This window comes from Citrobacter sp. Cpo142 (assembly GCF_030332425.1).
Classification (GTDB): Bacteria; Pseudomonadota; Gammaproteobacteria; order Enterobacterales; family Enterobacteriaceae; genus Citrobacter; species Citrobacter portucalensis.
The window spans coordinates 1-21,379 of sequence record NZ_JAOWHW010000144.1; the positions used below are offsets into that span (position 1 = coordinate 1).

General features: G+C 50.6%; 22 protein-coding genes and 1 pseudogene. 2 read left to right on the forward strand and 21 right to left on the reverse strand.

All coding sequences use genetic code 11. From position 1 onward, the window contains the following. Positions 1–370: pseudogene (locus tag OGY18_RS23725) on the forward strand (shufflon system plasmid conjugative transfer pilus tip adhesin PilV); the annotation flags it as partial. 6 nt (positions 371–376) lie between these two features. Here OGY18_RS23725 and OGY18_RS23730 read toward each other — a convergent pair. The 16 genes from OGY18_RS23730 to OGY18_RS27395 all read right to left on the reverse strand — a co-directional run bounded on the left by OGY18_RS23730 (position 377) and on the right by OGY18_RS27395 (position 14,900). Next, entirely contained in the window at positions 377–883 is a 507-nt protein-coding gene (locus OGY18_RS23730; RefSeq protein WP_077223963.1) for a sugar O-acetyltransferase, read from the reverse strand. A 54-nt stretch (positions 884–937) separates the two neighbouring features. Next, a complete protein-coding gene (gene pilV / locus OGY18_RS23735) occupies positions 938–2,239 on the reverse strand; it encodes a shufflon system plasmid conjugative transfer pilus tip adhesin PilV (protein WP_376741063.1) in 1,302 nt (433 codons plus the stop codon). Beyond that, positions 2,221–2,895 carry a prepilin peptidase gene (locus OGY18_RS23740; RefSeq protein ID WP_053389052.1) on the reverse strand — a complete coding sequence of 225 codons (675 nt, stop codon included), beginning with the start codon at positions 2,893–2,895 and terminating at the stop codon, positions 2,221–2,223. The genes pilV and OGY18_RS23740 overlap by 19 nt, the downstream gene beginning before the upstream one ends. Next, positions 2,880–3,362, reverse strand: coding sequence for a lytic transglycosylase domain-containing protein (locus OGY18_RS23745; RefSeq protein WP_069325157.1), 483 nt, complete (start codon positions 3,360–3,362; stop codon positions 2,880–2,882). The genes OGY18_RS23740 and OGY18_RS23745 overlap by 16 nt, the downstream gene beginning before the upstream one ends. A gap of 84 nt (positions 3,363–3,446) precedes the next feature. Then, positions 3,447–4,061, reverse strand: coding sequence for a type 4 pilus major pilin (locus OGY18_RS23750; protein WP_052463753.1), 615 nt, complete (start codon positions 4,059–4,061; stop codon positions 3,447–3,449). Positions 4,062–4,074: 13 nt separating this feature from the next. After that, positions 4,075–5,169, reverse strand: a complete 1,095-nt coding sequence (locus OGY18_RS23755) for a type II secretion system F family protein (protein ID WP_040231337.1) — start codon at positions 5,167–5,169, stop codon at positions 4,075–4,077. Then, entirely contained in the window at positions 5,162–6,721 is a 1,560-nt protein-coding gene (locus OGY18_RS23760) for a GspE/PulE family protein (protein WP_048227627.1), read from the reverse strand. Before OGY18_RS23760 ends, OGY18_RS23755 begins: the two co-directional genes overlap by 8 nt. Before the next feature lie 2 nt (positions 6,722–6,723). Next, the gene (pilP, locus tag OGY18_RS23765) at positions 6,724–7,224 is read right to left on the reverse strand and encodes a type IV pilus biogenesis protein PilP (RefSeq protein WP_053069306.1); all 501 of its coding nucleotides are present in this window, start codon (positions 7,222–7,224) and stop codon (positions 6,724–6,726) included. Further along, the gene (gene pilO2, locus OGY18_RS23770; protein WP_048227626.1) at positions 7,208–8,512 is read right to left on the reverse strand and encodes a type 4b pilus protein PilO2; all 1,305 of its coding nucleotides are present in this window, start codon (positions 8,510–8,512) and stop codon (positions 7,208–7,210) included. The genes pilP and pilO2 overlap by 17 nt, the downstream gene beginning before the upstream one ends. Position 8,513: 1 nt before the next feature. Further along, complete coding sequence (pilN, locus tag OGY18_RS23775; protein ID WP_048227625.1) at positions 8,514–10,190, reverse strand: PilN family type IVB pilus formation outer membrane protein; 1,677 nt, start codon at positions 10,188–10,190, stop codon at positions 8,514–8,516. Positions 10,191–10,204: 14 nt separating this feature from the next. Then, on the reverse strand, positions 10,205–10,645 hold the full coding sequence (gene pilM, locus OGY18_RS23780; protein WP_224773767.1) for a type IV pilus biogenesis protein PilM: 441 nt from the start codon (positions 10,643–10,645) through the stop codon (positions 10,205–10,207). Continuing rightward, positions 10,642–11,766, reverse strand: a complete 1,125-nt coding sequence (locus tag OGY18_RS23785) for a TcpQ domain-containing protein (protein ID WP_053389054.1) — start codon at positions 11,764–11,766, stop codon at positions 10,642–10,644. Before OGY18_RS23785 ends, pilM begins: the two co-directional genes overlap by 4 nt. Positions 11,767–11,788: 22 nt before the next feature. Continuing rightward, a complete protein-coding gene (locus OGY18_RS23790) occupies positions 11,789–12,469 on the reverse strand; it encodes a hypothetical protein (RefSeq protein WP_048227624.1) in 681 nt (226 codons plus the stop codon). A 239-nt stretch (positions 12,470–12,708) separates the two neighbouring features. Beyond that, complete coding sequence (locus tag OGY18_RS23795; protein WP_048227623.1) at positions 12,709–13,218, reverse strand: transcription termination/antitermination NusG family protein; 510 nt, start codon at positions 13,216–13,218, stop codon at positions 12,709–12,711. Between the two features lie 283 nt (positions 13,219–13,501). Continuing rightward, complete coding sequence (locus tag OGY18_RS23800; RefSeq protein ID WP_048227622.1) at positions 13,502–13,762, reverse strand: helix-turn-helix transcriptional regulator; 261 nt, start codon at positions 13,760–13,762, stop codon at positions 13,502–13,504. A gap of 451 nt (positions 13,763–14,213) precedes the next feature. After that, positions 14,214–14,900 carry a helix-turn-helix transcriptional regulator gene (locus OGY18_RS27395; RefSeq protein ID WP_282100814.1) on the reverse strand — a complete coding sequence of 229 codons (687 nt, stop codon included), beginning with the start codon at positions 14,898–14,900 and terminating at the stop codon, positions 14,214–14,216. A gap of 759 nt (positions 14,901–15,659) precedes the next feature. Between OGY18_RS27395 and repA the strand changes: the two genes are divergently transcribed. Continuing rightward, positions 15,660–16,526, forward strand: a complete 867-nt coding sequence (gene repA, locus OGY18_RS23805; protein WP_048227619.1) for a plasmid replication initiator RepA — start codon at positions 15,660–15,662, stop codon at positions 16,524–16,526. Positions 16,527–17,957: 1,431 nt separating this feature from the next. On the opposite strand, the gene OGY18_RS23810 is transcribed toward repA, so the two are convergent. The 5 genes from OGY18_RS23810 to OGY18_RS23830 all read right to left on the reverse strand — a co-directional run bounded on the left by OGY18_RS23810 (position 17,958) and on the right by OGY18_RS23830 (position 21,227). After that, on the reverse strand, positions 17,958–18,242 hold the full coding sequence (locus OGY18_RS23810; protein WP_053389728.1) for a hypothetical protein: 285 nt from the start codon (positions 18,240–18,242) through the stop codon (positions 17,958–17,960). Between the two features lie 324 nt (positions 18,243–18,566). Further along, entirely contained in the window at positions 18,567–19,040 is a 474-nt protein-coding gene (locus OGY18_RS23815; protein ID WP_053389729.1) for a thermonuclease family protein, read from the reverse strand. Continuing rightward, positions 19,037–19,717, reverse strand: coding sequence for a DUF6884 domain-containing protein (locus OGY18_RS23820; protein ID WP_053389730.1), 681 nt, complete (start codon positions 19,715–19,717; stop codon positions 19,037–19,039). The genes OGY18_RS23815 and OGY18_RS23820 overlap by 4 nt, the downstream gene beginning before the upstream one ends. Then, positions 19,714–20,967: a hypothetical protein gene (locus OGY18_RS23825; protein WP_053389731.1), complete on the reverse strand. Its 1,254-nt coding sequence runs from the start codon at positions 20,965–20,967 to the stop codon at positions 19,714–19,716. The genes OGY18_RS23820 and OGY18_RS23825 overlap by 4 nt, the downstream gene beginning before the upstream one ends. Continuing rightward, positions 20,967–21,227 carry a hypothetical protein gene (locus OGY18_RS23830; RefSeq protein WP_053389732.1) on the reverse strand — a complete coding sequence of 87 codons (261 nt, stop codon included), beginning with the start codon at positions 21,225–21,227 and terminating at the stop codon, positions 20,967–20,969. Before OGY18_RS23830 ends, OGY18_RS23825 begins: the two co-directional genes overlap by 1 nt. Positions 21,228–21,379 lie beyond the last annotated feature (152 nt).

Sequence of the window (21,379 nt, forward strand, 5' to 3'; positions counted from 1 at the left end):
CTGTCAATCCGGTGCCTGGCGTTCCCCCTCTCCATCTGATGGTATTTACACCTCTCTCGGAGCGTTTAAAGGCTTTTTTAGTAGCAGCAACACAACTGGAAAGCAGTTTAAAATATATGCCTGGGGAGGCAATCCCCCCCCCAAAAAAATCAACTTTGGTAACTCAGATAACTGTGCCAATACGTTTTCACTGACAGCTACAGTTGGCGGCCTTACTGTTGCACACTCAATCGATGGTAACTCTCAGTGGCAGAAATCTGGAAGTTTTTCATTTGATGTTCCTGATGGCCAATCGTTCTCGATTACATCAAATGGAATGATGGCTTATGGGTGCGATTACGGCAGTTTTAATGTGTTTCGTTTCCAGTAACCCATATCATATGTTGCGTTTAAAAACAGCAGGAGAACCTGCGTACAACGTATTTTCTGGTACATCCGAACGTACTACGCTGTTTGCCGCTATAACGCTGTTATTGCCAATTGTAACGCCCGGTAAAACGACGACGCCTGCTCCTAGCCATACCTTATGGCCAATACTGATTGGAGCCTGAGTAACGCCACTACATCTCAATTCAGGCGAAGTTTCATGGCTGGCTGTCGTCAGTGTGACATTCGGTCCAATCAGGGTATTGTCGCCTATCGAAATTGACGCATGATCGAGGAAGACACATCCAGTGTTGATGTAGACACCTTGACCGATCGTTATGCGACCATATTCATAAAAAAATGGGGGGGTTACTGCGCTTTCGCCAGTTATGACAACCCCTGATTTTTTGAGCAACTTGTTGCGTGATTTTCTTCGAAGATTTGTTGTGTTGAAGAGGTTTCTGGCAGTCGGTACTTTCAACCTGTTTCTTAATGTACTGAAGAGATACGTAAGCATTATTAGCGGCTTCCTTTGCTTGTGCTTGAGGATTTATCCAAGTTTATCATTCAGTTAATTTTTAGCACACCACGCTATTGCGCGCATACACGTTCCACCCGTAACACCACCTCCAGTAACAAGTTGCCAGGCATTATCTGATGGTGATGGCATTGAGGAATCTGGGGCGTTCCACCCGTTACCACCTGTCCAGTTTGAGAGAACCCAGCCACCCGAAATCAATTGTTTTCCGGCAGGACAGTAGGCTTTTGAGTAGACGTATTTGCCACAAGCATCATTTCCTTGAATCATTTCAAATGCTGATACCTTGCCGCTGGACGTCCACGCACCGGATTGACAGGAAAGTACGCCGCCATTGGCATCGCGGCTTATCTGCCCATTCGGGTAACAAGCGATGCCTGCAACATTGATCCGATCCAACTGCAAAACCCCACCTGCTGACAAGTTGCCTGTTGCTTTGACTGTGGCACCAGAAACCTCGTTAGTTGCCGTAATATTGCGTCCGGCGCTAATGTCGCTGTCGGCACGGACCGTTGCTCCTTTTACCTGTGCTCCGGCTGTAATGTTTTGGGTGAAACTACCGTTTGCACCGCTGACATTACTGGTAAAAATACCGTTTGACCCACTGACGTTTCCGCTAAATGTTCCAGTCTGGCCATTAATGGTGCCGACACTGTTCAGGTTGTTACCACCCATGTCGATAGCAGTGTGCATTTTATTCAGATCGGGACGCCCATTTACCTGAAAACGGTACAGCCTGTCGTTGTCCTCCTGCGCACCAGACAGCTCATCTGTTGAGAGGAGTACTGCAATATGTCCATTACCAGAGGTGGCACCGTAACTGCTCAGCAGGATTTTCCAAGAACGCAGGGCACCTGTGGCGGTTTTACCATCATCAATGTAGCCCCCGAAACCGGTTTTGATATCCCTTGATATCAGCCTCAATGCCTTGTCCGGGTATACACTGCCACCGCTGGATACTACCATGCCCTGTAGTAACTCCGTGTTTTGCCCATTCCTGACCAGATAAGTGTTCAAACGCTGACCCTGACTGTTTGTTTCGGTGAAACCGGACGGCAGGAAACCCGTGTTTTTAAGCATGGCCGTAGTTATCACTGTCGGCGCGGTGGTACTGGTTGCGCTTAACAAAGTGGCGTAGTTACGACCGACGTATCCCCGTGCAGCAGCTGCGTATGTACTGATATGGGAGGCTTCAACCTGCCAGTTTTTCTCCTGCTGCCAGTCTTTGTATTTAGTGAGTCCAAAGACGGTCATTGCCATCACAACTATGAGCGCCAGAGCAACATCAAGATTCGCCCAGCCACGATCGTGCTTTTTCATAAGATTGATATCCATACAGGTTGATACAGATTGGATAACTGGAAGAGACTCCCGCTAAGACACAACCAGGGGCCAAGGGGCCCCTCTTTTTTTCCGGACAAATGCCAGGTTAGCAGCCAGAGCATAAAGGCTGCAGCACCAAACAGAGTGGCCAGTGCTGCATCTTTCCCCCCCATCCAGGCCGTCAGACCTGTTATCAGCCATAAATCTCCCCGACCAAGACGCTGATCGCCCCGGTTTATCAGGATACTCAGCAACGTCATCAGGCCGCCCACCACAGCGATTTCCACCAATTGCGTATATACACCTGCAATCGAAACGTCTTTTGTTACTCCCCAAATAAGTCCTCCAAGTAACAGACGTGCTGTGAAAGTACGTGGCAAATATCCACTGACTGCGTCGGTGATACCGGACTGAAGCAGGAAGCCCATCATCATGATGGCAGCAGCCCGATCGGCAATTGGAGTCGGTGACAGGGCAGCGATCATACTGAACGTGGCGAAAAGCCAAATCCCAGCAGTTAGAAGCGAGTTCCGCTCCTTACTATGAGCAGTGGTATCTTCCAGAAAGTCGAGTACTCTCCACATCAGGCATCTGCCAATTAGCGCAAAACCCAGCAGTAACGGCAGGCTCCATGCTGTTGCCAGGCTGGTGACTATGATGGTTCGCATATTCGCTTTCCTTTCTCCTGCCGACAGACTCGAAGGCCTTTCAGTTCCAGATAGAACCCCCAGATACGGTTGGCATACTGTTCGCGAGTTTCGTGCCTGTCCTTACGAAATCCAGCGTTGTAAGACCCGAGGCAATTCCATGTCACACCACATACCTGAAAGTGGCTGGCCAGTATCCACGCCCCGATCTGAATATTCAGACAGGGTCGTTTCAGCAGGTCTTCTGCACTCTGGATGATGCCCATTCGGATGAGCTTTGGCACATGGGTTGAATTTATCTGCATCAACCCATAGTCCGTGCTGACCGGATTGCCCTTTTTATCCCTGTTAGTGTTTGTGACCCATGGTCGGAGCCAGGACTCCCCTTTGGCCATTGCCTTAAGCAGCAGTGGCTCTATCTGGTATCGGGCACCGGCACTATTAAAGCAGGCATCAAACGTATCAGGAGGGGAGTTCGAACTGGCCATCAATGGACCTGGGGAAAGGGAAAAAATGAGCAGCATCATTGCCAGGTAGCAGGAGAGAATGCGTTCCCTCCGCATATCGTCTCCTTAGCTGTTAAGCGTGAAGATCAGCTTGTTAGTACCGGTACTCCCATTGTCAGCTGTGCATTGTGCGCTGGCTTCTTCGGTTGTCACGATTCCATCACTGTGTGCCGTGGAGTTGACGGTAATGGCATCAGCAATTTTGGCTCGGCTGAGCTGTGTGGCGAGCGAGACGCAGGCATCCTGAGGAACCATTTCGTAGGTCAATGAGAATCCGTTTGAGAATCCAGACACGGTTACAGGTGACAGTGTCACTGCACCACCCCATCCATTGTAAAGTGTGGCAGTCCCTGAAGAGGCTGTACCCCGTACAGTCATACTTTTAGGCTGGACTTTCATCTGGATAAGCGCGCCCATCATTTTGGCTCCGGAAGTGAATGTGTAACCATCTCCCCCTTTCAGCAGGTTTTGTGTACTGGTGATGAGAGATTGAATATTCGATGATTCCTTACCCACGTTGACGTTATTTTTGAGGGCGAAGTATCCCGCCAGCACAAGGCCGATGACGACCAGGACGATCAGGGCAATACTCCCCTGTTCCAGAAACCCCCAGCCTCGATGGTGCAACACTGTCTTAACCGGTTTGTATGTCTGAGAAGTTGATTCGGAATTAAATTGCATGATTTTTCCTCGTTTAAAAAGCGCCCGACGAGCTGTTAAGGGCATTGATATCCATAACGACAAGGACCAGAAGCAAAAGCATCAGGATCATTGCCAGGAACATGAGACCGCGGATAACGACTGCACGTTTTGCTACTCGCTCCAGAGTTTGTTCAAGCCAGCGCTGGCCGTAGTTAATTATGATTTCATCATCGCCGTCCCCCTGTAGAAGGGAGAGAAAGTTGGCAGCTTCCTGCGACGGAAAGTCATAACCGCAATCTTTCAGGGCCAGCCCGAAATGTTTACCTTCACGAACGTGTTCGGTAATTGCTTCGATACGCACAGCAAGCCAGGGGGATGCCGTTTCCTGCAGAATCTCCAGCGCGTCTTTAGTTTTGACACCGGACTGCAGTAGTGCACCGATGTTCAACAGGAAAGTTGCACCCTGAATATCCTTATAAACCGACCATGGCATCAGACCGTCGAATGCACGGCGAAGTTTGTCGGGGCGGTGCCAGCGGGGGAGTGACCAGATAGTCCAGATAGTTGATGCGATAGTAGCGATGGCAGTTATTACGCCATATTCACTGAAATACAGCGAGATACCATAAAGAAAGCCGAGTGCACCGGTCCAGTTCTCTGGCGGGCTGATTTCTGTCAACGTGGGAAGTAACTCAGTATTCAGCACATAAATGGTGCTGGCCATCATGATGGCAAAGCCGATCGGATAGATGGCCATCTGCCATACTGCAGCACGAATACGCTTACCGGCGCTGGTCAGAGCACAGGCGTATCTTAGCGCGCGTGGTAGTGACTCACTGCGTATGCCTGCGCTTATGACGGACGCTTCTGCGGCCGGTAGCCATCGGGAGAGCGTACGCTCCAGCGTTTTTTCCCCGCTGTTTTCCCTTAAGGCATCAACACAGTCATCCGTCAGCTCAACGTAGGGATGCCAGTTCTGGCCGAAGTTTGTCCAAGCATTGCGCATTTTCTCCAGTGAAGGCTTAAGTTGTTGCTGGTTTTCAATCAGAAATCGCAGGGCATCATAGAACTGAACACGGTATCGACCGCTGAACGTCTTGCGAACCAGGGTATATCGGAGTCGTTTCAGGACGTGCATTTCACGCATCATCCACCTCCAGACGTTCATCTTCATCGAGCGGAATGATACGGTTGGCCATCAGCGGGTCGACCAGTCCTTCGTTGATTTTATGCAGGACGTGCCGGACACGGCTGATCCCCTGCATGTGATTTATCCAGTATTGGCGCGCCGCGACTTTGCCGTCTGTTTTCAGCAGCTTAAAAAGACGGTTATTGGTCTCGATAACCTCGGCAATGACGGTACGCCCCCTGATCCCCTGACCGACTTTACCGCGAACCTGACCGTTTATCTCCACCACTTGTGTACATGCTTCACATCCCTCTGGGTTGTGGAAATAGAGCTTATCGGTCGAACAGATACCTTCAATGTTGCAGTATTTCTCCAGCCAGTCCTTTTCCTCGAGAGTCAGGCTGGCGACCTTATCCTGCCAGGATATACGACATTCAGGACATAGCGTGGGCACCAGGCGCTGGCTGATAAGTCCAATCAATAACTGGGCATCACACAGCAGATTTTCGTTAATGCCGAGCGTAACCATGCGTTCCGGGATACCGAGTGCAGAGTTTGTGTGTAGCGTAGTCATCACCAGGTGTCCGGTCTGGGCGGCATAAATGGTGGCCAGCATCGAGATAAGGTCGCGCATTTCCTGCATCATGATTGAGTCAGGGTCCAGTCGCAAAGCTGACGAGATGGCTTTTCCCCAGGCGATATGTACTGCTTCTTCATCAGATTTGTCGCAGATGATCGGGGTCTGAACAGCACCCACGACCTGTCCCTCAAGCGGATCTTCAATGGTCAGAAGGTGTTGCCCGGGGTTGGTATCGAGGTATACCCGACAGGCGGTACGCAGCGTAGTGGACTTACCAGAACCGGTAGGTCCCGAGAGAATGATTTTCCCTTCAGGGCGGTCAATCATGCGTATCAGTAGCTTGATTTGTTCGGGCAAATACCCCAGTTGTAGAAAGTCAGGTACGTTATTGCCGTCATCCGGGATAAGGCGCATTACCGCAATCAGACCATCGCCAGTTGGACGGTGGCTGTAGCGGGCACCAAACAGGCCTATTTTCCGCATCATGGCTGGAGAGAGTCGTGCATCCTGCTCACGGTGTGGGTAGAAACTGGTTTCTGACACATCCGACATAGAGAGAATACAGGTGGCACAGAGGGACATTCCTTCCTCTCTCTGACGTTCATCCACCACATGTAAATAGCCGTGAACCCGCATTTTGACCTGGAAGAGCGAGTCTGAAATCAGGAAGTGAATATCTGAGGAGCCGAGCTTTCTGGCCACTGAGAAATAGTTCAGGATCCGTTGCTCACTGTGGCTGCTGTCGCCACCCAGATCTGCCAGCGTCAAACCAGCCTTATCGCTGGCCTGAGGTTGAGCAGCCTGGTTTTTTTTCGCCTCACGTAAGTCCGAGAGAGTAACAAAACGATGTTTGATCCCTGGATGCTTATTCATTAAATCCATCAGCGCGGCCTGTACACCTGGGTCGCCTCGCTGGTTGGTGTCGATAAGGATTTCTTTCTTTTCTCCGTCATCAAACAGCAGGAGGGATTCTGCAGTAATAGCGTTCATGGTTAGTCTCCGAAAGCAAGCAGAGTGCCATCGCTGAGTGTGACACCGGCAAGCGTAATACTCCTGACAGTGCTCTCCAGACCAGGAATACGGCTCCCCGGCGATACAACCAGTGACTGTCCTGATGGTAGTTGTAGTGTGGCGCGGAGTTTTTGGTCGCGACCGTTGATTTCCAGCACGACAGGACGATTATTTGCGGGAACTGTGCGTGCAGGTTGGCCGGGCAGTGAAGTCTCACCGACGATAGCTCCAGGAAGGGAAGGGGCGACGGTACCGGCACCGGCTTGGTTTTCCTCCAGCTGGCGCTGAAGTTGCGCCCCCTGCACTTCTGCCTGGAGGATGATGTTTCGGATATGCAGTTGCTCAAGCTGACCTTTTGTCACTTCGGCTGGTTGTGATACCTGCTGGTTAGTTGACTGAGAGGCCTGAACAGGTAATGGACTGAATACTGGCAGCAGGAGCCAGAGTGTCGCCTGTCGCAGAAAGTTACTTTGCTGACGCATAAATTTTACCTTCAGTGGTATAGCTGAACGCACTGCCATTCAGCTCGAAAGAGATTCGGGTTAGTCGGATACCAGTTTCATCCAGACCGTCGAATAACATGATGGAGGGGAGGGGAGCGGAGAAACTAAACACGTATTCCTGCCAGTCCTGCACGGGAGGCGGCTCTCCGTTCGCCCCTGGCAGGACTGGAGGTGCAGCTACATCAGTGATGTTGAGCATGACCTGCTGTCGCTGGAACCAGGAGAGGATACGGATGAACTGCGTTGAGCTGCTCGGCACGGCTTCATCTTTGAGTGGGCTGTCAGGGGGAGCCAGTGTAACCCTGGCTTCCCGCCCCCCCTCTTTCAGATTGAATACAGGTGTGACACCGAAAACTTCCCGGGCGCGGGCCAGGAATCCCTCTACTGTACCGCCCGGCATAATCTGGTACAGAAGTGTTATCCCATCAGGTGAACAGGTTCCGGATGTCAGCTTCCAGCTTTCCAGAACATACTTCGCCGGATCGGTCCGTCTCTGACAATCGTTGAGAAGATCCGTAGCCGTGACTTCGTGTGCCCAGGGGTGAGGCAGAGATTGAGGTTTTACCTGGGTGGCAAACATCGCGCGGGCCCTGGCCTGGATTTCCTCGGCGGTGAGCGTCGGCTCCTCTGGTGGTGTGGCAGCCTGCCACCAGGTAATGCCAAATGTACCCATCAGCAATATCGCGCTGGCTAAAAACCAGCGTTGTCTTTGCAGTCCATCAACATGTACACGGCATTGCTGTCGTCTACGCGCAGAGAGTCCGGTAAAGAGACTGTTGGCTTCAAGCGGGGTGTCCACTGTGGCCAGACACTTCCATCCTTCTGACGGCGGTTCATTCATGCTCAGGAACAGTGTCAGCAGCGTTTGCATTTTGTCTGCGCCCCCCGTTTTATCGGCGGTGACGGCAGGCAAACCATTGATGCTGGCCAGAAACACGAAATCAGTACTATTCAGTCGGTAAATACCATATCCGTTTCGTGTACTGGCACAAAAAGCGAGCGCCAGTGAGTAAAGCTGATGCCGGCGATGACGGGCTGGCAATCGGCCGCCCCCAACTACCTGTTGCTGCCTGTCCCGTCCATTTATTCGTTCACTGGAAGCATTAACACCGATACCTGCTGTACTGGCGGGCCGTGCTTTTCTCAGTTGAAATGACGGTAGCCGGAATTTCTGCCTTTCCTTTGGTGCCCAGTCCATTCCCGCCAGCCAGTAACGGCTGCGAGATTTTCCATCCCGGATTGTAAACAGGTAAGCCTCATCATTCATTTCAGCCTCCGGAGTTCTGCGGGAACGTCGGCGTGATCACTATGACCAAAGTGGTTCGCTCGTTTTTACCTGACTGACTTCCACCCAGGAGCGGATTCCCTGGCGTGAAGGTACCGGACTTATTGACGGAGGTATTGTTCTGATCAAAGCCGGTGAGGATCAGCGACTGCCCGGCCCGGAGGTTTGCCTTCTGGCTCAGGGAGCGCAGTTTGGTATATGGCATCTCTATATAGGAGTTGCCGTCTTTTGACGTGAAGTTACGAATAGTAGGTGGATCAGACAGATTGAAGTTCACCTGCAGCTGAACATTACCTGTTTCCTGAATTAACGGCAGGAGGGTCATGTTGAACCCGGTAGTGATCATCCCCGGAGTCAGAGTTGTGGTGGCGCCAACATCAGTGGTGGTTGTTGTAGCCGACTGTGCCACATAAACCGTCTGATCTGCCATCTGGATAGGCACGGGCGTCAGGTTTGTCACGGTGCTGGACTGAGAGGTGACGACGCTGACATCACCCTGTTCGGACAGTGCTTTTAGCAGCAGGCTGGAGCCAGCAAACTTCGCGGCATTACCGGTAGCGGTATCAAGAATGGATGCGCCGGCAGATATACCGCCAGAGAGATCCCCGGTAGCGTTATTAAGCGTTGCGCCAGCTGAATGCAGTGACTTGTAGACCAGATTCCAGTCAATCCGGAAATCTTCATTTCGTGAATTACCGACGCTCAGTACTTCAACATTCAGCGCTACCTGCCGGTTCATGATGAGATTCTGCTCGTTCACGTAACGGGCCACGGCAGCCTGTACTGAAGGTGTATCCGTCACAATCAGTGATGAGCTGGACGAGGACAGCCAGTAGCGGCCTTTATTTGGAGTCAGCATGGACTCAACAGCTTTGCGCAGATCAGCATACAGATCGTATTCCTGACCGGTAGTTGTGCTCTGGGAGGTGGTGGATTCCCCGGATGCGGAGTTATCCGTGCCACTGGTGGCCCCCATACTGCTGGTCGTTCCTGAACTGACGCTCGACGTGCTGGACGTTTTGGTATTCAGCATGGCCAACGAATAGGTCCGGGTTTCCATCAGGTAGAAAACGATGGTGCCATTATCCATTCGCCAGTAGAGACCGCTACGGCTGGCCATCAGATCCAGAAGCCCGCCCAGATCGCCCTGCCACATCAATCCGGTGAGATTCAGGGGCTGGCTGGTTCCGCCTGTTGCCGGAGAGGTTACGCCACCCAGGCTTGCCAGTGGTGTCCGCCCACTGTCATCAGGGGGGGGGAGTGAGCCACTCATCTGGCGTGTGACACCGGTGCTGACGCTACTCTGGCTGATATCAATGGCATCAGGAGTAAATATGACTGGTGTGCCGCACAAAGCTGTGATGCGTTGTGCCAGTTCCTGCAGCGTAATGTTCTTTTTTGCCTGAGTTATGTTACAGGACGGAGCCTGGCGGTTTCTTTCCCGTACGGCGACAGGAATGGGGCTGGGGTTAATCCACTGCCGGTCCGTCCAGGTCAGTGGTTGTTGGTGTTGGGTTCGTGGCAGCTGCGCCTGCGCGCGGGCTACCGTGGCATCAGATTGAGCCTTCGTCTGCATTTTGTTGATTTCAGAGAAGGTACAGCCTGCGAGCATGGCAAAGCAGGACGCCATCAGCAGGCGCCGCAAAAGGGTTTTCTTCATGGGGAAAATCCGGATTAGTTGAGGTAAACCACGGCGCCTTCAGAAACGCCCTGTGGTGCCGTGAGTCCGGTGGCAAGACCGGAGAGCCAGATTAGCTGGCCACTTCTCATGGTGCCGATAAGTGCCGAACCGCGACTCTGTGCCCGTAATGCATCAACGAGCCCAGGTTGTTCCGGCATCCAGATCCACAATCTGCTCTGAAGTAACCGGTACTGGATTCGGCTGTCGGGCGTGAAGGGAAGACCCAGTTGATCGGTTGGAATGGCGCCCTCCTTCTGACCTGTCTTGTAACGCCAGTCATTAACACGATTAGCGATGGTCAGGAACTGGGATGCATAAAACTGGCCGCTCTGTGTTTGTATAGCTGTCCGACTGTTCTGATTGCGCTGGGAATCTATATCACCGGCGATAAGGAAAAATATCATACCGATGGCCAGTATGACCCAGCCCATCATCGACCTGCCGGAGTGTCTGTGACTGATACCACGCACTGCATGCGGGAAGCTTCTGCATAAAGCGGTTTCTGTGCGGTACGGTAAAGGTCGAACATTTGGCCGAGCATGGTTTCAAATGAACCGCGGAATGTCAGCGGAGCATCAAGCCGATAATCCGTCACGGCGACAGGCCATATAACCGTCCAGTGTGGTGAAGCGCCAGATTCACAGCGGGTGTCCTGTGCCCATTTCATCAGCATTTCCCGCAGAGTTGTACCAGCCGGTGCCGTCCAGGTTTTGCCCTGAATCACAGGTGCGATCGGTTGTCCTGTGACTGGCTGCGGTTTCACCGCTACCGGTGTCTGCGCCGATTTTGTCGTTACAGGGGCCGGAGATTTAACAGTTGCCTGCGTTACTGGTTGGGCTGAATCCGGGCCGCTGAATGGGTTTTTCGGTACGCCGGCTGCCTGGGCAGGAGTTGTTCGGTTTTCAGTGGACGACGCAGAGGTTTTTAACTGAGCAGATTGACCCTTTCGCTGCAGTGTGACGGCATGACGATTCCAGTCCACCTGCGCCTGGATTGATTGCTCTTCCAGCAAACGGTTGAGCACCCTAGTCCACTGGTCATTGGTGTATACCGAGACGATACGGGTATTCAGGACAGGGCGCAGTGCATTCTCGTAGTTGAGTGCCCAGCCAGTGGGAATGATACGTTTGACCCACTGTTCGAGTGTGAGGTTGCGCGCCGGTGATAATGACAGAACTTCAACGGGACCCGGTGTGCCGATAAATGTAAGTGTTGACAGTGATGGGTTCGCGACTGAACCAGGTGCGCTGGATTTACTTGTGGAGGAAGCCAGCATTGTTGGTTGAGGTAAAGGCGAGGTCTTCGATAACTGCGCTGCAGTTGCCGACTGTCGTACGGGAACAGGTGTAGCGGCCGGAGGCGCTATCCGTCGTTGTGTTTGTTTGATTATATCAGCGCTGTCGCTGATCTGACCGTCTACAAACACGAGTGCAGGGGTGTCTGGTGCGACATTACGGTTTTGAAATCCCGTGCAGCTGCTCAACAGTGACGGTATTAACAGGGGCAGGGCAATTTTATGCACGCTGACGTCCCGGGTGAATGGTCGAAACTTCATGGTTTGTTCCTTTTGTTATCGGTCAGTGAAGGTCTGGCCGCCAGAGATTACCGCTGCCGACATTTTCTCGATCTCCCCATGCTCCCCATGCGGTTTCCGGCAGGGTACTATGTCCGATATAGAGAGTGCGTAAAGTAGCTTTAGACAACGAGGTGTCCCGACCTCGAACAACAGAGAAACGATCGAGATAGAAAGACTTTTCAACTTCTTCGTCCTCGTTTTTTTTCAGCAGGAGTTGAAATGTGACAGGTGAAATCATTGAGCCTGTTGCGGTAAATGCTTCTTCCATACGAGTGAGCTGCAGGATGTGATTCTTCCGAGTGCGCTGGCGCTCCATGATTTCGGTGACAACTTGTTCAGGCCAGGGGCAGAGGCAGTGTTTCCAACCAAGTCCTAGAAGTGAATTAAGTACTGCCCGGAATCGAAAAAGATCGCAGTTCCCGGTTGATACAGAGTTCGTCCAGAGCGTAGTCAGTACGGCATCAATGGAGCGTTTTTTTTCGGTTTCGAGTAACTGCCGGATAGTCATGAACTCGCTTCCCATTCCTTTGAATGTCGGTATTCTTCTTGCTCCGCTTAACCATTCAGTGATGAATCTACGTTTGCCACGCTCTGAGGTTATGTGATGGTTTTCGACTGCCGTACGTAAGGCAACGAGAATGCACCACAAGAGATGGCTGACCTGTTCCTGGGTGGATTGCATGGTTTGTCTCTCTTAGGTTCCGGTTTCTGGCAATGACGTCTGTACCTTCATTCCGCCAGAATGAAGGAAGCCTGAGTGCTGGCTGGTTAAAGGAACAGAGGTTGTTCATCGGGTAGGACCAGCCCAGACGTCATTGCCGGAAAACGGTGCAAAAAAAAGCCCCCATAGACGGGGGAAACTAAAAGGGATGGAGTGATAACTGGTTAAGGCCAGTTTAAGAGGCTACGGTAAATTACATTTCAAAACCCCCATGCATCAGCATGGGTGATCATATCGAACAACATCGCTGTCCTGGATATTGGGTGTTCCATTTTTTCTAGCTGTGTCAGGCGTTTGTACTGACTTTTTGTAAGCCAAATATTTGATGCAACTTCCAGTTCATCCCTTGCTGCAGGGTGATGGGTAGGGTCGGGATATTTTTTCATTAATGCTTCAACCACCCTTGTGTTCACTGGGGTGATTTGGCTACCGAACTTCACAAAATCGCAGAAGGCTGAGTGCGCCCTAATAGTATCTATCTTTTGAACATCAAAATTGGCTTTTAGGAAAAAATATCCAGGAAAAACTGCAGATACCCTTTTTCTGAAAACATGCGGTGCATCAGCACGACGTATTTTCGTTAAGGATAATGGCGTCCAGGGAGTAATTCTCCTGTCGTGTAGCCAGCCGAATAATTTCTCGCGATTTTTGCCCCCCGTAATATAGAGAGCAAGATACCATTGTTGGTTACATACAGTCTCAATATTCATTTTTGAACGCTTCGCGCAGAATTGATCCATGACGGGATAATTCAATGTTCAACGGGGACGAACATACTCAACCATGACGACTAACAGTCTTACTAACAAACACTTAAGTTTGCCTGCTGTATTGGGGGTCTCATAGCTCAGAATGCTCTTGTAGGGTAGACCCTCAAGTAAAATTGGCGGCAATACTTAAAGGTCTGCGCGTATAATTCTATCCCAGTAAACCAAAGTAAAGTGTAAATAGTCCAAGTCTTAAAAATGCACCCTTAAGGGGTGCATTTTTTGATTAATTTGTGATCATTAATGAAATCATAAAAAAATATGAGCGTGACAATATTACTGCCCGCATTGCATCGTTGCTTTTTAAGTTCAGAGCCTTAGTGCTTCGCTTAAGATGTGATCGGACCGTTTCAACAGAGATATTGCAAATGTCAGCAATGGATTCATATGTATTTCCGTGTGCATACAGAGTCACAATTTCTAACTGTTTTTTGGAAAGTTCAGGAAAAACGCTATGCAGGGCGTTAATAGTGTTCTCATTAATCATTGTGAAGTCCCCTGGCAAATCAGTACGTAATAAATTTACGCGTAAAATGCATCTCCCTTAATGGGGAGAAACCCCATTGAACATGTTGTGATATGTGGTATGGATTAGGGCGTTCTGTTTAGAGAACACATCAGCTACAAGGCATTGAAAGCCAAGTTTATTTGCTAAGGGGGATTGAGAATTCTTTGATAAGTTCTTGAGCATTGTAGATGAAGCTCCCGTGTAGATATGATATCGGCTACCACGGAGTTCTCACGCTCTGGTGGCAGCCCAGGCAGGGGTGAGAAACCGGCCTACACGGTACCGGCCAACCTTACGGTTGCCCTACCTGAACCGCCATTACACAGATGTGCTGGTTCAGTACACAAAAAAACACGCTATGCGTGTCTATGTGCACGTGTAGATACGGGTTCTCACGCCCGGTCACAGGATTTACTATGACTGTTGAAGACTACTGTTTGCTTAGTGATGAGTCAACTAGATACGCATCAGGATCAGCTCTGAATAATCGAAATCTCGGCTTTAAAAATCGAGGGGGGATATAGGCATCCCAGTTATTCTTCTTGCAAACTTCTATTAGCTCGGCCCCTGACGCGGTCCCGGTTTTCTGCAGACATCTGCTGATTCTGTGTTCTACCGCTTTTAAAGAAGTCCCTAATATCCGAGACATAATTTTCCTGCTGTATTTAAGAGATATTAAAAAAATGACTTCCCATTCAGCATTAGTAAATATCTCGGACGGTACCCTATATACCAACGATTTGGGAACGTCTCCCGACAGTAAGCTATCTGGTCCAAAAATATCAACAGGTCTTACCTGAAGCATAGTACCGGAACAGATCCCTTCATCGTCATAATAGGGCCGGGACTCGAAGTACAAAGCATGTATAGAGTTGCTCTCACCTATTGGATGCGTAACGATTGAAGAGAACTGGTCTTCATGCTCCATAACAAGTTCTTCCTGATTGTGTATTCGCTGTGAAAGGTAAGCTAAGGATGTAGGAAGTTGGTCTAATGTTTTACCTACAATAGGATAATCATAAGGGAGTTTTAATAACCTAAGAAAGGCTTGGTTTACTGCTACATACTGCAGGCTACCATTCTTGATTGTCATAGGTTCCCTGCTGTTGGAAATCAGGTTTAAGACCTGAGGAGCAAGTTGGAATTTTTTTTTGAAGAAATGATTTTAGACATCATCCGCTAATGGCCGTATCTATTTGAATTTTAGAGGTATATTCTGTGTGCGGATGTACTATATCATGTAAAACTACACTTAACTGAGTTTGATCAGCGATCATAATATTAGTTAATGATGCTTTTAAGTGTCTGATTGTATGCTACGATACAATAATTCGTAGGTGCTATCTGTAAACCAGGAGGAGTTATGGCACATCCGATACATTGCACGAAAGTCGCTGGTATCACGGAGTTCAAAAGGGATCCGTTAGGGACTGTCGAGTCAGCAGAGGGTGATGCTATTGCTATTCTGAATCGTAGCGCGCCGGCGTTTTATCTTGTACCACTAGAGCTTTTCGAGAGCTTAAAACGAGACGCAGAAGCGCATCGTTCCAGAAGTGAAGCTTAATCCTGGTGCTGGAGAGATCCTAAAAATTGATCCTGCATTGTTGTGGTGATAAAGTCGGTGAACTTATTGTTATAAATGAATTTATTAGGTTGTCACGCCTTAGAAGGTGACAGGTTCTGGCAGGTTAGTTAACTAAGCCCAGAAAAGCAAAAACCCCGATAATCTTAGATACTTGGCGGCATCGCGAGATTAACGGGGTCCTTAACAAATCATGCAGAAGTTGTTGCTTCTGTATGGGAGTATAACCCGTGCGCGAAAAAAGACAAGAGATTCCGTGCTTACTCCTTCTGTGCAACATAAGCGCAGGAAGTAGTGAGTAAGCAGAATTCTGAAGCTACTACACTTTACCGCCAGGTAAAAAATCCGAATCCAGAGTTCATTCCTGAAAAGGGAAAGAAAACCCTGCCATTCTGTGAAAAAATTCGCGAGAAAGCTGTTGGCTTCACTCAGCGTGCAGAGTTTCAGGCTCTGGTTGCTATGCTGATCGCCCGTGGTGAGCGCAAAAAGCGCCCTCCAGTGTTGCGCATACGGGCTCTGGAAGCAGCTGTTCAGGCAATGTGCCATTATTTTAATCCCCTGGCTAATCGCGTTGGTTCATCGCTTACTACCATGAGCATTCGCTGCGGGCTGGCCACGGAAAAAAAACGTCTGTCGATCACCCGCCTGACGGGGGCTCTGAAGTTTCTCGCTCAGCTCAATCTCATTACCTATAACACCGAATACGACAAAGAAATTGGCTGCAATATCCCCACAGACATAACTTTCACGCCGCTGATGTGGCAGGTACTGGGAGTGTCTGAGGAAGCAGTTGCTGCAGCCCGTCGCAGCCGTATCGAGTGGGAGAACAAGCAACGTGAGAAGAAAGGGCTACCTCGCGCCGGTGCAGATGAACTTATCAGTGCAGCCTGGTCATTCGTGCGTGAACGCTTCCGACAGTATCATAAGTCACGTTATGAACACGGCATGAAACGGCACAGGGCGCGTAAGGATGCTCCCCGAACGCGTAAAGAGATTGAGCAACTGGTTCGTCTGCAGCTCCAGAAAGAAATCAGTAAGGGCCGCTTCTTCGGTACTCTTGATTCGGTGCGCGACGAGATAGAACGTCGTGTCACTGAGCGAATGAAGCTCTCGCGTGGCCATTATGCTCGACTCGGTGATGCCTTGCTCGTCACAACTTAACGCCTGCTAATACACAATCTATATGACCTGGTGCCCTGGCGCCGGTTTACGCCTGCCTGCTTTACAGCTTGTATTGCAGTTTTCACCTGTCCAAGTCCCTGTTTCAGGTCTCTGAATGACATACTCGTCCTGTAGACCTCGGGGTGAATAAACTTAAACAAAATCCGACCTTGGTTGGTCACACATTTCTGTGACCGATCGCCCAATGTTTCGCCGCTTTTCGTTGTTCTTCTACTTATCCACACAAACTACAAGAGGCTATTGCTTCAATCCACTGGAAGGATATCGTTCAAACCACTAAATGGTTTCTTTACAAACTACGATGATCCTTTTAAACACCCGATCTTCTTTCTTTTAAACTTCAGTTATTACTTACTTTTAAAAATAAAACCTATTCAGCACCTGTCCTGTGGACATGTGTATAACGCCCGCCCTTGCAGCGGACGCTGTCCGCGCCGGTTCGGTTCAGGCGCTTTGCGCCTTAAAGTAGCTCCCGCCAAAAATGGCGGGCAGGGTGCAAAACTTTATAAACTGCCAACATCTGGTAACTGACCTTCCAAATCTTCAACTCATCACACAAACTCACCACTGAAAAGCGCCGCCACCCGGCCCAAAGGGCCGGAAGACATCGCTTTTAATGATGGATGTTGTAACTAGATTCTGAGCTGCTTTAATTTATACTGTCGACAGGTCCAGGATAACACGCCCGTAAGCGGTCCTAACGGCCCGCTAACGCGGAGATACGCCCCGACTGCGGCTAAGCCTTGTCGTGACCACTCCGACGGCGCACATAGCTTTCTGTACAGCCTGTTTGCGGATTATGGCTTAACAGGGGGAAGGGATGGATTGGTGGAACCTATCAGAACTGTAACCGGCTACGCCGGGCAACGGCGCCACTCACTTTCAGTGTAATATTTAACATCTGTTGGCGCCTTTATGCCGCCACGCGGCATAATTATTCTCCGTTTATACCGGTAGCCGCTGGAACTGCCGAAATTTCCGTTGAGCATAAATTTTAGCGTTCGACAGCATGTGTACAAAAGACCTCGTCAACAAGACAACAAAGTAATAGCTGTTTGTAGCGTAAATATTCAGGGGTGATATTTATGGGTTAGTGTTTTTTACGGGACAACTACAGTAATATGTGATACCGATGCAGTGGATATTATTAACGGTATCGACTATGTATCAAATAGCTGGATAAAAGTAATAGTTGAATAAGGTATCAATACCCGTAATCTTACGTTCAAACCACCAAAATGGGGGGTATCATGTGCAAACTAAACAAAGTTCCTCTCAGAGTACTGGATGATGAGGAAAAGAACTACGCGCTGAACGAGGGAAAGTTTGGGATAGGGTTTTGAGGGAGTACAACGTGTGGCATAGCTCAGGTGGCGAACAAGCGTCCGCCATCCCTAAAAGGTATGGGCTTCAGATGGATTGTTTTCTCGAATTCTTATACTTTGTAAAAATAACTTTGTTGAAAACAATATTAATAACCCAGCAGATAAGCACTCCTAAAAAAGCTGCACCATAGATGCGTTGGTTCGGATCTGTAATCCAGTTTAATGGCCACACCGCATCAATTTGCGAATTATTATTTGACACAATTAGTTGAATTTCAGATAAACATGCGTAAGAAAAGGAAAACGTTATTACATACAGGACTGCAAAATAAAATGGTTTAGGAAAGGTTCTGTCACTCTTCTTATTCATTTTAGAACTCCTGAGGAAATTGTTAATGATATATATTTAATTAGACTTGTTTCTACTGCACATATATAAATTTATAGGTTATGTTCTGATATGTCCATTAGTTTTAACTTAAGTGCATTTTATTTCCGTCAATATATATCTGCGTGTTGCTATGTATAACAGGAAAAGAAAGGAGAAGGACGCGCACTGGCACTGGCAGTCAAATCGGCCGCCTGGCATCGTGAGAACTCGTAGCACAGGATGCAGGCATTTTCACACAGGCACAGGTAATCGGTTTCCCCTGCTGTCGGCAACGTTCGGATTCAGGGCGTCATTGAGAGAGCCTTATCCCTGATGTTGCTTCCGCCAACGCCAGGGTTCTGTCTGGTCGGGGGCTGACCAGAGTCCGATTGCCAGACGTCTGGCTTCGTCTTCGAGGGCAGCGTAGTCAGGTTTGATGGGTTTTCCGTGATATCGGTACGCCCAGGCCAGTCCCTTACGGATCTGTTCGGCATTCACGTCCTTAGCGTCAAGCCACACCGTACCCAATAGCCGTCCATAACGATCCGTATCTCCTCCCGTGACGGTTACGGTTCGCTGCGCCACCATCGATGAAAGAGCCTGACGGGAGCGCTGGCCAAAGGGCTGGCTCTTTTCGGGTGCATCAATGCCGGCCAGACGAACACGGGTCACTCTGTTCCCTGTTTCAAGAATCTCAACGGTATCTCCATCCAGCACGCGCACAACCCTGCCGCTGACATCCGCGCTGGCAGAAAACGTCAGAACGATCATAACTATTGAACATAACAGGCGGATCATGCATATACCTCATGTGCTGTTCTGCTGCGATCTTCCTCATTACCAATCAACTGCACGGCATAACTAATATTTAATCCTGTCATGTTGGTATTCAGCCCCTTCATCATTCCTGCGCTCGTATACCGGACACTGTCCTTCAGGCTGCCCTGATAGCCTTTTGAGGTGACAACCGTCAACTGTTCAGGTGCTCGTAGCGTGTACCTTCCCGCGAGAAGGTCTGATTCCACGGCACGCAGGTATACTGGGGAGGCCGCCACTACAAACCGATCGTCAGGCCTTGTCTGCATCAGCATTTTCAGGGAGGTACACCGTCGTTCCGAAAGTGGACGTGTTGTCAGTCGTTCCCAGTGAGTGCGATGGCAGAACGGCATCGAGGAAAATGTCGCCTCATACGGGACCACGGGATCAGAGGCATGTAGTAGCCCCAGGCCAGCTGAAATCACCCACATTTCGGCACCGTTTCGCGCCGCAGCTGCAACTGCCCTGCACCAGTGCTGGCCCGTATACAGTTCGCCGGCGGTCATGGGGGGCGATCCGCGACGGGCCTGCGCCAGTCTTTCCATCCAGAGCCCGTAAGCTCTCTCCACGTCACGTTCATCCGGAAAGACCGCATCACCTGCAGGCACGGTTTTGCGGCGCGTGCAGGTTACAATCAAATGGACGTTGCCTGTGCTCATGACGGCGTCCCCGCGCTGTGGTTGTTCCAGACGATCACCGTGGCCAGATGTTCCGCCACCTCCTGCCCCGTGTAGCCGGCCAGGATCGCCAACGCCCGGGCGCCTGCGTCACGGGACAGCGGACTGCAGAACCCGAATCCGTCCGTAATCAGGAGCCACTGCAGACGGTCAGTCCAGCGCTCGCCGGGTTGGCGGACCGGTGAAAACACAATCTCAGTCAGCTGCTCGCGGTTGCAGTACAGCTGTCGCTGTTCCAGTTCATCCAGCAGGCTGTTCAGCTCGCGCCGGTCATATTCTTCCTGACTCATCAGCGGCCAGCGGATAAGGCGGATGAGGCGGGAAGCCTGGTCCGGCGTGAACCCGAATCCGTCCAGCAACTCTGTCAGCAGCGGGCCGGCATCCTCTTCATACCGATCCGAACGAAGGGCACCAGGGGTCCCTTCCACCGTTTTCGCCAGTGCCAGAAAACGTTCCTGTAGCGGTTGTTCCTTATTACGCCTGCCGGGCTTCACTGCGTTAAGGTGCTCCGGGTTTGTGGCGGACAGCCCCTGCACATCGTATTGTCGCAGTGCCCTCAGCAGGTACCGGTACCAGGTTTCCGTCGTGTCTGCAGCCTGCCCGCCGGGAAACTCAGCCCCTTTCAGTGAAGGTGTACCCTGTTCCGGCGCGGTGCTTTCGTTGATCTGCAGGCGGATATCAATGCCGGCATCGTGACAGGCCTGTAACCACTCAGCCACCTGCAGGGGGTCGCCTTCCTGTCGCATCACTTGCCCGGCCGTGTTCCACAGCTGCAGGCAGGTGGTGCCGTCGAGACGGATAACGTAGTCGCCCCGGCACGCCAGGTGCCAGCGACCGTCCAGCTCCACCGGCCGGTCGTCACCGAACCTGTCAGACTCGTATACCGGTTTTATCCGGACCAGGGGCAGAACCCGGATCTCCGTCGTGCGTTGCTCCGCCAGGACACGCGCCTGTTCGTCAGCCAGAAGCGGAGCGGCCAGCGCACGGCCGGCGTCCGTCAGCTCGACGGCCAGCTGCAGGTTCGGGGCGCGCAGGGTGCGCAGCCAGCCTGCGGCCTCCATACGCCGGCAGGAGGCGCGCAGGTTCGGCCCGTACACCGGGGCGTCCCCGCCCTGCTCCAGCATCCGCTCAATATCCCGCGTGGCCACCGGTCCCGGACGTTTCGCATCGAGGGCGGCCAGCACAATCAGCACCCGCCGCTGCAGCGGCGATGGTCGGCGTGTCTTAGTCATTACTTATCCGTCTCTGGCCAGATGAGCTTTCTGAGACGCTGATGATCGGCGTCGATGAGCGCTTTGGTTTGTTCGTAATTTTTCATTGGCGCACCAGTAATGGCCAGTTCATACCAGAATCCCAGAAGGGTGCTGGCCTTACTCGATTCGCTGATGTATTTGGCGCCCTGGCTGTCCAGCTCGCATTCACGGATACGTTCTTCCGCTATCCGGGTCAGTTGCTCATAGCTGAGTGAAAAATTCACTTCTTTCTCATCCATCCTGCACGCTCCGTCTGAAAATGTCGCTTGAGTAAAAAAATCATATCATGAGTGATTTTCTACTCTGTGTGCAATAATCATATTAGATATGGTTATATGATTAATGATAAATATCAAATCTGATATGATTTTATGTATTTTGTTTAATTATC